The organism is Rhizobium sp. P2_G2 (assembly GCF_056403555.1).
In genome coordinates this window covers 32,581-45,576 of sequence record NZ_JBFUFF010000038.1, presented here as the reverse complement: position 1 = coordinate 45,576, position 12,996 = coordinate 32,581, and the positions used below count along the sequence as shown (strand labels likewise).

The 12,996-nt window shown below is 62.2% G+C and carries 11 protein-coding genes; 3 read left to right on the top strand and 8 right to left on the bottom strand.

The genetic code is table 11. The features are described 5' to 3' along the window. The 6 genes from AC1D06_RS23705 to AC1D06_RS23680 are packed head-to-tail and all read right to left on the bottom strand — an operon-like array spanning nt 1 to nt 6,340. Entirely contained in the window at nt 1-987 is a 987-nt protein-coding gene (locus AC1D06_RS23705) for a phosphotransferase enzyme family protein (RefSeq protein WP_477988262.1), read from the bottom strand. Then, nucleotides 987-2,270 (bottom strand): aspartate aminotransferase family protein, encoded by a 1,284-nt coding sequence (locus tag AC1D06_RS23700; RefSeq protein WP_477988261.1) that lies wholly within the window; start codon nt 2,268-2,270, stop codon nt 987-989. Before AC1D06_RS23700 ends, AC1D06_RS23705 begins: the two co-directional genes overlap by 1 nt. 1 nt (nt 2,271) lies before the next feature. Further along, nucleotides 2,272-3,633 (bottom strand): aminotransferase class III-fold pyridoxal phosphate-dependent enzyme, encoded by a 1,362-nt coding sequence (locus AC1D06_RS23695; RefSeq protein WP_477988259.1) that lies wholly within the window; start codon nt 3,631-3,633, stop codon nt 2,272-2,274. 12 nt (nt 3,634-3,645) lie between these two features. Further along, a complete protein-coding gene (locus AC1D06_RS23690) occupies nt 3,646-4,305 on the bottom strand; it encodes an HAD family hydrolase (RefSeq protein ID WP_477988257.1) in 660 nt (219 codons plus the stop codon). Continuing rightward, a complete protein-coding gene (locus tag AC1D06_RS23685) occupies nt 4,302-5,555 on the bottom strand; it encodes a Tm-1-like ATP-binding domain-containing protein (RefSeq protein ID WP_477988256.1) in 1,254 nt (417 codons plus the stop codon). Before AC1D06_RS23685 ends, AC1D06_RS23690 begins: the two co-directional genes overlap by 4 nt. Beyond that, nucleotides 5,555-6,340: an IclR family transcriptional regulator gene (locus tag AC1D06_RS23680; protein ID WP_477988255.1), complete on the bottom strand. Its 786-nt coding sequence runs from the start codon at nt 6,338-6,340 to the stop codon at nt 5,555-5,557. Before AC1D06_RS23680 ends, AC1D06_RS23685 begins: the two co-directional genes overlap by 1 nt. A 280-nt stretch (nt 6,341-6,620) precedes the next feature. On the opposite strand from AC1D06_RS23680, the gene AC1D06_RS23675 reads away from it, so the two are divergent. Further along, entirely contained in the window at nt 6,621-8,075 is a 1,455-nt protein-coding gene (locus AC1D06_RS23675; RefSeq protein ID WP_477988254.1) for an APC family permease, read from the top strand. 58 nt (nt 8,076-8,133) lie between these two features. Further along, nucleotides 8,134-9,612, top strand: coding sequence for an aldehyde dehydrogenase (locus tag AC1D06_RS23670; protein WP_477988252.1), 1,479 nt, complete (start codon nt 8,134-8,136; stop codon nt 9,610-9,612). A gap of 257 nt (nt 9,613-9,869) precedes the next feature. On the opposite strand, the gene AC1D06_RS23665 is transcribed toward AC1D06_RS23670, so the two are convergent. Together AC1D06_RS23665 and AC1D06_RS23660 are read right to left on the bottom strand one after the other, a co-directional pair. Further along, nucleotides 9,870-10,382, bottom strand: coding sequence for a flavin reductase (locus tag AC1D06_RS23665; protein ID WP_477988250.1), 513 nt, complete (start codon nt 10,380-10,382; stop codon nt 9,870-9,872). 12 nt (nt 10,383-10,394) lie between these two features. Beyond that, nucleotides 10,395-11,927 carry a 4-hydroxyphenylacetate 3-hydroxylase N-terminal domain-containing protein gene (locus AC1D06_RS23660; RefSeq protein ID WP_477988277.1) on the bottom strand — a complete coding sequence of 511 codons (1,533 nt, stop codon included), beginning with the start codon at nt 11,925-11,927 and terminating at the stop codon, nt 10,395-10,397. Between the two features lie 127 nt (nt 11,928-12,054). On the opposite strand from AC1D06_RS23660, the gene AC1D06_RS23655 reads away from it, so the two are divergent. Further along, nucleotides 12,055-12,930, top strand: coding sequence for a helix-turn-helix domain-containing protein (locus AC1D06_RS23655; protein ID WP_477988248.1), 876 nt, complete (start codon nt 12,055-12,057; stop codon nt 12,928-12,930). The last annotated feature ends 66 nt before the right edge of the window (nt 12,931-12,996 follow it).

The following is a 12,996-nucleotide window of genomic DNA, read 5'->3' as shown; positions in this document are numbered from 1 at the left end:
TCACGCCGGCTCCTCCAGCATGCCGGCCAGTTCACGCACATCCGCGACATAGCGCGCCATCCGCTCCCCGGCATCCGGCAGGTCGGGCCTGTCGCCCACCCAGCCGATATAGGTCAGGCCGCGGAGCAGCAGGAAGAGCGGTAGATGCGAGAGCGCCTGATCGCTCAACGGGCGATGTGATCGATAGCCGGCGACGAGGGAGGCTTTGATCGACGCGTAATGCGGATCACGCCGGCTGCGCAGCAAAGCCGTAGCAATGTCGAACAGTCGAAAGCCGTAACCGCAGTCGTCGAAATCGATCACGGCGATGCGCTCGCCATCGACCAGCACATTTTCGCGCACCATATCGGCATGGATCAGTCCGTAATCGAGGCTTGGCGCGACCGCATCGAGCCGGCGTTGCAGCCGTAGACGCAGGTCCGCAAGGAATGTCGCATCGGCGGCGGAAAATCCGGCGCAATCCCAGAACCGGCCCCAGAGCGGATTTTCGCCGAGCAGGCCAACGCTATCCCAGGCCAGGCGGCTGAAACCCGGCGGCGGCGCCCAGCGGTCGGTGATGTCGTGCATCCTGGCCATGGTCACGCCCAGAGAATGGTAGATCCGCGCGATCTCCTCTGCCGGACGGTCGAGCACCTTGCCGCCCTCGCCGATTTGCCGGCCTTCGACCCAGCCTATGAGATCGGCGAATTGTGGCTCGGCGCCATTCAGGTTGACCAGCAGCGAACCGTCGAGCGCCGCTATGGGCTGCGGCACGTTCAGGCCATTGTGCCGAAGGTCGTCCATCCAGAGCAGTTCCGAGCGAAGGGAGGCCTCCGAATGATAGCCAGGACGGTGCAGTCGCAATGCCGCCTTGCCGCCATCGCCGAGCCGAACCTCGAATACGGCGTTCTCGCGATATTTCAACAGTTCCGGCTGCTGGTCGGGCAGGCCCCAGGCCGCGAGCGCCTTTTGCGCTCTGGCCCGCAATTCCTCATGAAGCGCCGACATCATAGCCCCGCCAGCACGTCATCGAGCGCCGACAGCATCAAGTCGGCATTCTCCTTAGTGAAAGGCATGGGCGGGCGGATCTTGGTGGCATTCTGGTGGATGCCGAGCTTGCCCATCAGCACGCCGCGCTCGCGCATCTCATTGATCACCGTCGTCGCCAATGCGGTTGCCGGTTCTTTCGTCGCTCTGTCGAGCACGAGTTCGCAGCCGAAGAACAGGCCGCTGCCGCGCACATTGCCGATGATCCCATGCTTGTCGGCCAGCCTGCGAAGGCCCGTCTGCGCATAATCACCGACCACGCGAGCATTCTCGATGAGCTTTTCATCCGTGAGCACGTCGAGCACCGCCATGGCCACGGCACAGGAAACGGGGTTGCCGCCGAATGTATTGAAATAGCGGAAGGCCTTGCGGAAGGCGTTCAACGTCTCCGAATTCGCCACGACGCCGCCAATCGGATGGCCATTGCCCATCGGCTTGCCAAGAGTGACGACATCGGGCACCACGCCGGCGCGCTGGTGGCCCCACATATGCGTGCCGGTGCGGCCAAAGCCGGGCTGCACCTCGTCGCAGATCAGTAGACCGCCGGCTTTCTTCACCACCGCTGCCGCCTTCTGCAGGAAGCCATCCGGCAGGTCGGGAAAACCCTCATTGGCGAAGAACGGATCGATGATCAGGGCGGAAAAGCCGAAGGGCGATGCTTCCAGCGAGTCGATCGCCTGTTCGACCGCCGCCGCCCAGGCATTGGCGAAGGCCTCGCCGCCCTCTCCTCCCAGTGGCCGGTAGCCATCCGGCGCCGGCACGTGGCGGACATGGCCGCCATAGCCGCCGACTGGCGGCATGCGGGTGGAGAGCTGCGACACGGCCGCGGTGTTGCCGTGATAGGTGTGGTCGGTGGCGATCACGCCGGTCTTGCCGGTGACCGCCTGCGCCATGCGCAGCGCGATATCATTGGCCTCGCTGCCGGTGCAGGTGAGGATGGCAGTGTCGAGGCTGCCGTCGAATGTCGCAGTCAGCCGCTCGACATAATCGAGAATGCCTTCATGCAGATAGCGCGTATGGGTGTTGAGCGTCGATGCCTGCCGCGCGATCGCCTCGACCACGCGCGGATGGCAATGGCCGACATGCGGCACATTGTTATAGCAGTCGAGATAGCGCTTGCCGTCCGCATCCCAGAGCCAGACGCCCTCGCCTTTCACCAGATGCACGGGATCCTGGTAGAAGGTCGACATGTTCCTGCCGAGCAGCTTTTCGCGCCGGGCAAGCAAAGCTGCATTGTCGGCCATCTCACTTGCCTCCAGCCGCGGCGGCGAAGCCAGCATCGAGGGCAGAGATAATGCGCTGGACGTCGGCGGCGGTGATGACGAGCGGCGGCGAGATGATCACATTGGTACCGGACGTGCGAACGATGACGCCGGCCTCATAGGCCGTATCATAGACCTTGGCGACCACGTCCTTGGCGGCCGGTGTCTTCTTGGCACGGTCGGAGACGAGTTCCAAAGCCGCCATCAGGCCGAGGCCGCGCACGTCGCCGATCAATTCATATTTCGCCTTCAGCCCTTCGAGGCCGGCAAGCAGCTCCCGGCCGCGTTCGGCGGCATTGGCCGCAACATTGAGCCGCATCGTCTCCCTGAGCGTCGCCAGCGCCGCCGCCGCGCCCACCGGATGGCCGGAATAGGTATAGCCGTGGCCGATCGAGCCGAAGGTGTTCTTGTTACTCTCGAAAGCCGCCGCGACCTTTTCCGAGATCATCACCGCGCCGAAGGGGAAATAGCCGTTGGTGATCGCCTTGGCAGTGCATGTCAGGTCCGGCTTGACGTTCCAGCCGCGCGAGCCGGTCCAGGCACCGGTACGACCGAAGGCGCAGATCACCTCGTCAGCGATCAGCAGGATGCCGTGCTTGTCGCAGATCTGGCGCATCAGCGGCATGAAACTCTCATGCGGCACGATGACGCCGCCCGAACCCAGCACCGGCTCCATGATGAAAGCGGCGATCGTATCGGCGCCCTGGAAGGCGACCTCATCCTCAAACTGGCGGGCGATAGCCTGGGCGATTTCAGCCGGATCCGAGGTGTTGAACGGGTTGCGATAGCCATAGGGTGCCGCGAGATGGAAGACGCCCGGCAAAAGCGGCTCGTAGTTGCGGCGGAAATTGGCATTGCCGTTGACCGAGGCGCCGCCGAAATGGGTGCCATGGTAGCCCTTTTTCAAGGCGACGAATTTGGTGCGTTCCGGCTGGCCATTGATCTTGTGGAACTGGCGGGCGAGGCGAAGCGCCGTCTCGACCGAATCCGAGCCGCCCGAGGTGAAGAAGGACCGGACGAGCCCATCTTCCTTGAACCACTCCGCCAACTCGTAGGACAGCTCGATCAGCGGCGAGGTCGTCGTGCCGCGGAAGGCAGAATAATAAGGCAGGTCGTCGAGCTGGTCGCGGATCGCCTTCTTCACCGGCTCGCAGGAATAACCGAGATTGACGTTCCACAGGCCGCCGACGGCATCGAGCACCCTTTTGCCGTGCACATCGGTGATTTCCACGCCTTCGGCGGCATGCACGATGCGCGGCGGGCTGGCCTGCATCTCGGCCGGATGCGCCATGGGATGCCAGAGATGGCGGGCATTGTTCTCGATCAGGAAATTGGTCTCACGCATCGGGATATCCTCTCAAATTCCAAGCATTTCGAGCGCTTGGGCATAACTCTCGGCAGGGTGGGTGACGTCGAAATGCACATGCGGCAGGCCGACGGCGATCGCGCCCTCGATGTTCTTTTTCTGGTCGTCGACGAAGACGCAGTTTCTGCGATCGAGGCCGAGTTCGGCCAGCACCTGTTCGTAGGCGCGCGGATCGGGCTTCAGGATTTTCGTATAGGTGGCGTCGACGATGACGTCGAACAACTCGATCAGCGGGAAGCGCTTGCGGAAGGCGACGCCATAGAAAAGGTCGAGCTCGTTGGACAGGATCGCCAGTTTCAATCCGGCCTGTTTTGCTTTCAGGACGGCGTCACGGGCTTCGGGCCTGAGCACGAGTTCGGCATCCGCCCCCCTCGCCCGCTGCACGAAGGTCTTCATGTCGGACCAGTCCTCGCCGATGAGGGCGCCGACTTCCCGCGTGCGGGTCATCCAATAGTCGCGCTCGGTGATCTCGCGCGCCTGCATCGAGACCCACAAAGAGTCGGTCGACGGATCGAAGGGGCCGCGCCATGTGAGTGTCCCGGGCTTGAGGCCAAGCGCTCGCTCGGTGATGTCATGCGTCTCGAACAGGGTTCGCGTGACGACGCCGCCGAAGTCGAGGATCAGGGCTTTTTCTGCATTCGCGACGGTCATGGGCGGCCCCGTGCGACCACGCCCTCATCGATCCAGCGATCGAAGATCTCCAGCGCCTTGGCCGAAAACGCCGCCGAATTGATGTGCTCGTCGATCTCTTCGACGATCACCGAGGCTGGCAGGGACTTGCGCATCTCATCGACAAAGGCGTCGAGTGCCTCGGGTTCGTAGAGCGGCTCACCCTCCTGGTCCCATTCCTGGATGCCGCGTGTCGGCAGGATGAAGGCGGTCGGCGCGGACGACGCGCGGAGCTTCTCGCCGATCACGCGGGCAATGGCGCGCCGGCCGTCGGGATCGGTGGTGATCGAGGCGATCAGGCGGTTATGGGCGTGGAAAGGTCGCCCGGAAAACTGCTGCGGCAGCGGCTGCCAGGCTTGCAGGTCGACCATATCGATGGCGCCGGGCGCCACGATCTGCGGTATGCCGGCGCGGCCGGCATTTTCCATTCGGTCGGGACCGGAGGTGACCACCGTGCCGTTGTGGTGGTTCGAGACTTCCTGGATGCAGAGATCGAAGACTGCGGCAAAACCCTTCTGCGCCGCGATCGCCTCGAAGGCGCGGCCGCCCATGCCGGTGGCGTGGAAGACGGCAACGTCATAGCCGCGCTTCTCGAGCTCGGGTTTGAGGAATTTCATATATTTGAGACAGGACGAACCGAGCGAGGTCATGCCGATCAGCGGACGATCGCGATCCGGCCGCGTGCCGTGCCTGGCCGCTCCGACCACGGCGCCGCAGGCCTGCGACAGGACGGAGCGGCAGATCTCGTTGAGCCCATAGAGCCCGCCGGCCCAGAGGATCATCATTAGGTCGGGTGCGATGCGCTCGGGCGGCAGGAGATGCGAATAGGCAATAGTCGAGACGACGAATTTCGGCACGCCGAGCGGCAACACAGCCGCGACATCGAGCGCCAGGTCCGTACCCATCGAGCCGCCGAGCGCGATGACGCCGTCGACCTGTCCCGCTTCGTAGAGATTTGCAACCAGCGCGGATGCGCCCTTCGCCATCAATGCCATGGCGGTGTTTTCATCGCCACTGTCGATGATCGCCTGAATGGTCGTCTCGGCCGCCGCGGCAATATCATGCCTGGAATAGTCCGGCTGGTAAGGCGGATCACCGAGAACGCTGACATCGACCATGATTGGCAGACCGCCGGCCTCGCCGATCACGTCGGCCATGAACAGCAGTTCGTCGCTCTTGGTGTCTCCGGTGCCGATCACCAGAATGTTGGGAATGCGAGGGCTTGCCCCCATCAACTCGTCCTCCTCAATACCGGCACCGCCGGCTGCCGCCGGTCCGCGCCGAAGAATGCATCTGAAATTCGCGATGCCGCCGCAACGACGTCGAGCCCATGGGCCTGGATCTTCTCCGCGTCGGTGCGCACCAGCGGTGCGGCTATGGTGATGCAGCCGATCGGCCGGGCGCCGGGCGCCCTGATCGCGGCCGAGGCGCTGATCACGCCGGCTTCGATGCCCTGGCGATTGACGGAATAGCCATTCGCCCGCGTCTCCTCGATCGCCCTGCGAAAGGCTGCTTTGTCCCTCATCGTAAAATCGGTGAAGACCGCCAGCGGCGCGTCGAGGGCCGCTTCGATCTCGGTCTCCGGACAGGCGGAAATGAAGGCCAGGCCGGAGGCCGTGGCGTGAAACGGCAGAAGCGTGCCGACCGCGACGAAGACGCGATGTGCCTTGGTGGAATCCTCGACATGAACAGTCGACAGCCGCCCGCCGCTATATTCGGAAAGATGCACCGTCTCATCCACCCGCTCGGCCAGTTGCCGCACGAAAGGCAGCGCGCTGCGCAGGAAGGGATAGCGCGCCTCGCGGATACGCCCCAGGCGAACCAGCGCCGAACCGAGCCGATATTTGCGCGAATCGGGCAGTTGCTCGACAAAGCCGTGTTTTTCGAGCTCGACCAGGAAGCGCCGGGTCGTCGCCTTGTCGAGCGCGCAGGCCTGGGCGATCTCGGTGAGACCGGCCTCCTTGTCCATCAGCGACAATGTGTCGAGCAATGTCAGCGCCTTGCTGATCGTTCCCATTTTCTTTCCTCGTTTTGGCCCGCGCTCTCCTCAAGCCGGGTGGTGGATCGCCACCTGTCAAGCACGCCTTGCCAGCGCCGAGATACTTAACATGCGAATTAACTTGACAGGAACGCATTCTTTTTGCAAGTCTATATTTGAAGCACTGGTTCACATATTGAACCATACTTACGATAGGCCCGGCAAGACAAAAGACTCTCAAATCCGCAAGGGCCGACGAACTGGGATCGCCGCATGATCGGCGCAACAAATCGCAACGCCACAGGGGAGCAAAAGCGATATGAGCAATTCATCCATACAAAGCAGCGGTGAGAACCAGCTGCGCAAGAACAGTCTCGGCGTCGGCGCCGTGACATTCCTGGTCGTGTCGGCGGCGGCCCCGCTGACGGCGGTCGCCGGCGGCGTACCGATCTCCATGCTGCTCGGCAACGGCCCCGGCATCCCGCTCGCCTTCGCGCTGGTGACGCTGATCCTGATCCTGTTTTCGGTCGGCTATGTCGCCATGGCCCGCCACATCCGCAATGCCGGCGCCTTCTACGCTTATACCGCACAGGGCCTGGGCGGCCTGATGGGCGGGGCGGCGGCGCTGATCGCTATTCTGGCCTACAATGCCATGCAGATTGGTGTCTTCGGCCTGTTCGGGGCTGCGACATCTGGCTTTTTCGCCGAGCACCTAGGTCTTTCCTGGCCTTGGTGGGTCTGGACCTTTATCGGTATCGCCATCGTCGCAGTATTCGGCTATCGGCGGGTCGACCTGTCGGCCAAAGTGCTGACAGTGCTGGTGATCCTTGAATATCTCGTCGTGCTGGTCATCGACGCCGCGATCCTGCTCAAGGGCGGCGATAGCGGCCTGACCATGAAGCCGTTCACGCCGACGGCGTTCATGAGCGGCGTTCCGGCCATCGGCGTGCTGTTCTGCTTTGCCGCCTTCATAGGCTTCGAAGCCACGACGATCTACAGTGAAGAAGCCCGTGATCCGCACAAGACTGTGCCGCGCGCCACCTATATCTCCGTGGTCATTATCGGCATATTCTACATGCTGACCTCCTGGCTGATGGTCAACGGCTCGGGCTTCGACAAGCTGGTGCCGGAGCTTCAAGGTCTCAAGGACCCGACGACCTTCCTGTTCGGCATTGCCGAGCGCTATGTAGGCCATTGGATTACGGTTGTGATGAGCGTGCTTTTCATCACCAGCCTGTTCGCCGGCGTGCTGGCCTTCCACAATGGCGTCGCCCGTTACATGTACGTTGCCGGACGCGAAGGCCTGCTGCCGCAATCAGTCGGCGTCACGCATCCGGTGTTCCAGAGCCCCCATGTCGGCTCGATCATCCAAACAACCATCGCCGTGATCGTGGTTGCGCTCTTTGCCTTTACTGGACAGGATCCGGTCCTGGCCTTGTTCTCCTGGCTCACCAATGTCGGCACGCTGGCAGTGATCGTGCTCATGGCGATGTCGGCCTTCGCCATCGTGCGCTACTTCGCAAACAATCCCCGCTTGGAAAACAATGCGCTGGTGACGACCGTCATTCCGATCATTGCCGGCCTTGCCCTTGTCGCTGTTGCAGTCGCGACGATATGGAATTTCGGCACACTGACTGGTGCAAGCGGCTTCCTCGCCATCTTCCTCCCTGCCCTGGTGCTGATCTTCGCGATCATCGGCCTGCTCTTGGCGGCGCGGTTGAAATCTGCCGATGCCGTCGGCTTTGCCCGGCTCGGTGCCGGGCAGGAAGCCTGATAGAATTCGGACTATGATGGCGGGCGCTTTGCCCGCCATTTTGCTATGAGGATAAGACATGCAGGACAAGATCGAGCAACTCCGCACAGTGGATGTCGCACCGCAATCGCTGTTCATCGGCGGCAATTGGCAAGCCGCGATGGGCGGCGCGACCATGGATGTCATCTCGCCGATCGACGGACGCAAGCTGACGACGATTGCCGATGCAGGAGCTGAGGATGTCGATCTCGCAGTGAAGGCGGCCCGCGCCGCGTTCGACAAGGGTAGCTGGTCGAGGGCCGCACCTGCCGAACGCAAGAAGGTGCTGCTGAAGATCGCCGAACTGATCGAAAAGCACGCATTGGAACTCGCCGTCCTCGGCGTTCGCGACAATGGCACTGAAATCTCGATGGCGCTCAAAGCCGAACCGGGCAGCGCTGCCGGCACCTTCCGCTACTATGCGGAAGCGATCGACAAGGTCTATGGCGAGATCGCGCCGACGGCTGAGAATGTGCTCGGCCTCGTCCATCGCGAGCCGATCGGTGTGGTCGCGGCGATCGTGCCGTGGAATTTCCCAATGATGATCGGCGCCTGGAAGATCGCGCCGGCACTGGCTGCGGGCAATTCGGTGGTGCTGAAGCCGGCCGAGGGCGCCTCGCTGACATTGTTGAAGCTCGCGGCACTCTGCGCCGAAGCCGGGCTGCCGGAAGGGGTGCTGAATGTCGTCACCGGCCGCGGCGCCGTTTGCGGCGAAGCGCTCGGGCTGCATAGGGATATCGACGTGCTCGCCTTCACCGGCTCCGGTCCGGTCGGCCGTCGGCTCCTGGAATATTCGGCGCGCTCTAATCTCAAACGCGTCTATCTCGAACTCGGCGGCAAATCACCGAATGTGGTTTTCGCCGACGCGCCGAACCTGGACCAGGCCGCGAAAGTCTCCGCCTACGGCATTTTCCGCAATTCCGGCCAGGTCTGCGTTGCCGGCTCGCGGCTACTGGTCGAAAAATCCATCCATGCGGAATTTTCCGAAAAGGTCGCGACCATTGCCGCAGCGATGAAGCTTGGCGACCCCCTGCTGATGACCACCGAAGCCGGTGCGATTTCGAGCGAGATCCAGCTCAAAAAAGACCTCGGCCATGCCGAACAGGCGCTTTCGGAAGGCGCGGTCTTGCGCACCGGCGGCAGCCAAGTGCTCGAAGAGACCGGCGGCTTCTACATGCAGCCGACCGTCTTCGACGTGACGCCGGCAATGACGCTGGCGAAGGAAGAAGTATTCGGCCCTATCCTGTCGATCATCCCCTTCGAAACCGAAAACGAAGCCCTCAGGATCGCCAACGGCACAGACTATGGTCTCGCCTCGGCGGTCTGGACCTCCAACCTGTCGCGCGCGCATCGCATGGTCCGTGGCATCAAGGCCGGCGTTGTGCACGTCAACACCTATGGCGGCGCCGACAACACCGTGCCGCTCGGCGGCGTCAGGCAATCCGGCAACGGCCACGACAAGTCGCTGCATGCGCTGGACAAGTATGTGGATTTGAAGACAGCTTGGATTCAGTTGTGAGGTTATGAGGGGGGGAATTTCACCCCTCACCAACTTCGGCCAAGGGCTCGCTGACGCTCACCCGGCCTTCGTATCCTCTCCCGCAAGGGGCGAGGAAAACCCGAGGCACTGCCTCACCACAATCGCGACGTTGCAGCAGGTTGAAAGGGCGCCACAGGTTATTCCTCGCCCCTTGCGGGAGAGGATAGTAAGCCCGCGTGAGCATAGCGAACGCTTGGGCGCACTTGGTGAGGGGTGAAAACGCCAGAGATGGGGCGCTACCCCCCAAAACTCCCCACCTGCGTCGGCACGTTGATATAATTCCGATCGAAATAAACCAGCGCATTCCCATCCGCCCGCGACCGGATCCCCATCACCTGGCCGATGAAGATGTGATGCGTGCCCACGAGCCTCGCCTCGACCAGCCGGCAATCGAAGGATACCATGGCATTGGCGAGCGCCTGGCTGCCCGAGGGCATGTCGACCCATTCGGCGGCGGCGTAGCGGGCGGACATGTCCTGCTGGCGGCCGGCGAAATAGCCGGCCAGTTCCTGGTGATCATCGGCAAGCACATTGACGCAGAAACGGCGGTTTTCCAGGAAAAGCCCTGACTGCGCAGACTTGCCGTTCATGCAGACGAGCAGGCTCGGCGGTTCGTCGGTGACGCTGCACATGGCGGTGGCGGTGAAACCGCCCCGCCCTGCCGGGCCATTCGAGGTGATGACATTGACCGGCGCGCAGACACGCGCCATGGCATTGCGAAACTCCGCCTTCGAAATTGCCTCCTCCATGTCACGTCCTCCTCAGTTCAATGGCGGCAGCCAGGTGGGATTGGTCCAGCCTGTCTCGTCATAGTCGCCCATGCATTGGTCGACGAGCGCTTCCATTTCGCGCAACCGGCCGCCGCGCTCGGCGCCCTTGAGCACCTGCAGGCGAACTTCTTCCGGCGCACCGGCATAATTGAGCTCATAGAGCGCATGGCGGCCGCCGAATTCGGTGCCGGTCGCATCCCAGAGCAGTTTCATGATCTTGATGCGCTCGACATGGCCCATATCGCCGGAACCGCGGACATATTGCGCCAGGTAGCGATCGATCTCGGGATTGGAGAAATCCTTGGCCGATGACGGCAAATAGATCAGGCCCGAGGCGATCACTCGGCGGACGGTATCGATCACGCGCGGATAGGCTTCCGACATGAAGGTGCGGTAGCTGAGTGCGGCTTCCATGTTGGGCAGGACGGCGCCGTTTGCCCAGGGCTGCGGATTATAGGCCATGGCGTTGGAAAAGCTCCAGAACATGTGCCTGAGACCGATCACTTCGCCGAGAGCGGCCTGGTTGCCGCGGAAGGCATCGCCGCCGGTGGCGCGCAAGGCCTTTGCCAGAAGCCCGGCGAGGAAATCCAGCTTGACGGCAAAGCGCGTGCAGCCCTGGAAGCAATAGCCATGCATGAAGCCGGACGCCGGATGGAAGGAGAGGATCTTGCCCGCATCACGCAAAACCAGCACGTCTTCCCAGGGGATGAAGACATTGTCGAGCACCAGGATCGCGTCGTTCTCGTCGAAGCGCGACGACAGCGGATAGTCGAACGGCTGGCCGACCGTATTAGCCGTCTGCTCATAAGAGACGCGGCAGAACATTTTGATGCCAGGTGCATTCATCGGCACGATGAACATCACCGACAGCGAGGGGTCTTCGGTCACCGTCGCCGAGCCCTGGGCGAGGAAATTGTAATGCGTCAGCGCCGACGAGGTCGCCACCACCTTGGCGCCCGAGACATAGATGCCGGCGTCGGTTTCCTTGGTGATGTGGACGAACACGTCCTTGACCTGGTCCGCCGGCTTGTGGCGGTCGATCGGCGGATTGACGATCGCGTGGTTCATGAACAGCGCCGCTTCCTGCGCCCGCTTGTGCCAGGCAAGCGCGTTGTCCTTGAACGGGCCGTACCAATCGGCATTGGCGCCGAGCGTGTTCATCAGCGCCGCCTTGTAATCGGCGGTGCGGCCCATCCAGCCGTAGGACATGCGCGCCCAGTCGGCGATCGCGCCCTGCTGGGCGACAAGTTCCGACGACGACCTGGCGACGCGGAAATACTTGTGGGTGTAGCCGCCATTGCCGGTGTCGGTCGGCGAGGTCAGACGGTCCTTGGTCTTTTCGTCGTGCAGGGCATCGTAGAGCCTGGCGAGCGAGCGCACCGAATTGCGCATCGCCGGATGAGCGGTGACGTCCTCGACGCGCTCGCCGTTGATATAGACTTCACGGCCGTCGCGAAGGCTCGCCAGATATTCCTCGCCTGTGAAGGGCCGGGTCTTGTCAGCGCGAAAATCCTCGGCGCGCATGAATTGGCGGTGCTCTTGGGCTGTCATGAAACTCCTCCTTTGACTTTCATCAAGAGAATAGAACTTGCTTAACATGTGCACCATGGACAGAATGACAAAATGACTTGGACTTTTTCAGGTGCTGCCCATGGCCGACGTCATTCCCAGTTTCTTCGTCTACGGCGAACCCGACAAGCCGCTGGACATCGGCTTCATGCATGTCGAAACCGTGATGCAGCGCAAGAATGTGCATCAAGGCCATGTGAAGGCGCACAAGCACGAGCGCATGGGGCAGATCACGTTCTGGACCAAGGGGCGCGGCAGCTATTTCATCGAGGATAGTGCTTTGGACTTTTTTGCGCCAGCCGTCAGCTTCGTGCCAAGCGGCGTCGTCCACGGTTTTACGGTCGAGCCGGAGGAAACCGACGCCATCGTCGTCTCCATCGCCGATGGCGCGCTGCTGCCCATGCGGTCCCAGACCCTGCTGCCACTCGACATTGCCACCATGGCCCTGGGCAATGCCGGCCATCCTCTCTGGCAGAGGCTGGCTTCGATCATGACCCTGCTCGCTGATGAATATCGCGAGGCGCTGCCCGGAATGGACAAGGCTCTCGCCTCACTTGTGGCCGTGGCGATGACCGAGATCGCCCGGCTTGCACAGGAAAATCCTGCGGCAACGGGAACCAATCCGGCGGCCTTGGCCACTGATTTCCGCCGCCTCGTCGACCGCCATTTCCGCGACAACTGGCCGGTCGAACGCTATATCGACGATCTCGGCACGACGCCGCACTTGCTCGCCAAGGCCTGCCGCAATGCCTTTGGGCTGTCGGTCAAGGAATTCATCAATGAAAGGCGCCTGCTCGAAGCAAAGCGCCTGCTGCTGTTCACCGTCCGCTCGGTCGAAGACATTGCATACGAGATCGGTCTCAAGGAGGCCGCCTATTTCTCCCGCTTCTTCAAGGCAAGCACCGGCATGCCACCCAGCGAATGGCGGGCGGCACATCTGCATGCCCCTCAGAATTGATGGGATAATAATTAACGTGTGAAATACATTGACAGGCTCCATGCTCTGCGCCATGCTAATAAATGA

Excerpts from the sequence above, each read along its gene's own strand:
- AC1D06_RS23665 (WP_477988250.1), bottom strand. The coding sequence starts at position 10,382 with ATGGAGGAGGCAATTTCGAAGGCGGAGTTTCGCAATGCCATGGCGCGT.
- AC1D06_RS23675 (WP_477988254.1), top strand. The coding sequence starts at position 6,621 with ATGAGCAATTCATCCATACAAAGCAGCGGTGAGAACCAGCTGCGCAAG.
- AC1D06_RS23690 (WP_477988257.1), bottom strand. The coding sequence starts at position 4,305 with ATGACCGTCGCGAATGCAGAAAAAGCCCTGATCCTCGACTTCGGCGGC.
- AC1D06_RS23700 (WP_477988261.1), bottom strand. The coding sequence starts at position 2,270 with ATGGCCGACAATGCAGCTTTGCTTGCCCGGCGCGAAAAGCTGCTCGGC.
- AC1D06_RS23695 (WP_477988259.1), bottom strand. The coding sequence starts at position 3,633 with ATGCGTGAGACCAATTTCCTGATCGAGAACAATGCCCGCCATCTCTGG.
- AC1D06_RS23705 (WP_477988262.1), bottom strand. The coding sequence starts at position 987 with ATGTCGGCGCTTCATGAGGAATTGCGGGCCAGAGCGCAAAAGGCGCTC.
- AC1D06_RS23670 (WP_477988252.1), top strand. The coding sequence starts at position 8,134 with ATGCAGGACAAGATCGAGCAACTCCGCACAGTGGATGTCGCACCGCAA.
- AC1D06_RS23655 (WP_477988248.1), top strand. The coding sequence starts at position 12,055 with ATGGCCGACGTCATTCCCAGTTTCTTCGTCTACGGCGAACCCGACAAG.
- AC1D06_RS23680 (WP_477988255.1), bottom strand. The coding sequence starts at position 6,340 with ATGGGAACGATCAGCAAGGCGCTGACATTGCTCGACACATTGTCGCTG.
- AC1D06_RS23660 (WP_477988277.1), bottom strand. The coding sequence starts at position 11,927 with ATGCGCGCCGAGGATTTTCGCGCTGACAAGACCCGGCCCTTCACAGGC.
- AC1D06_RS23685 (WP_477988256.1), bottom strand. The coding sequence starts at position 5,555 with ATGGGGGCAAGCCCTCGCATTCCCAACATTCTGGTGATCGGCACCGGA.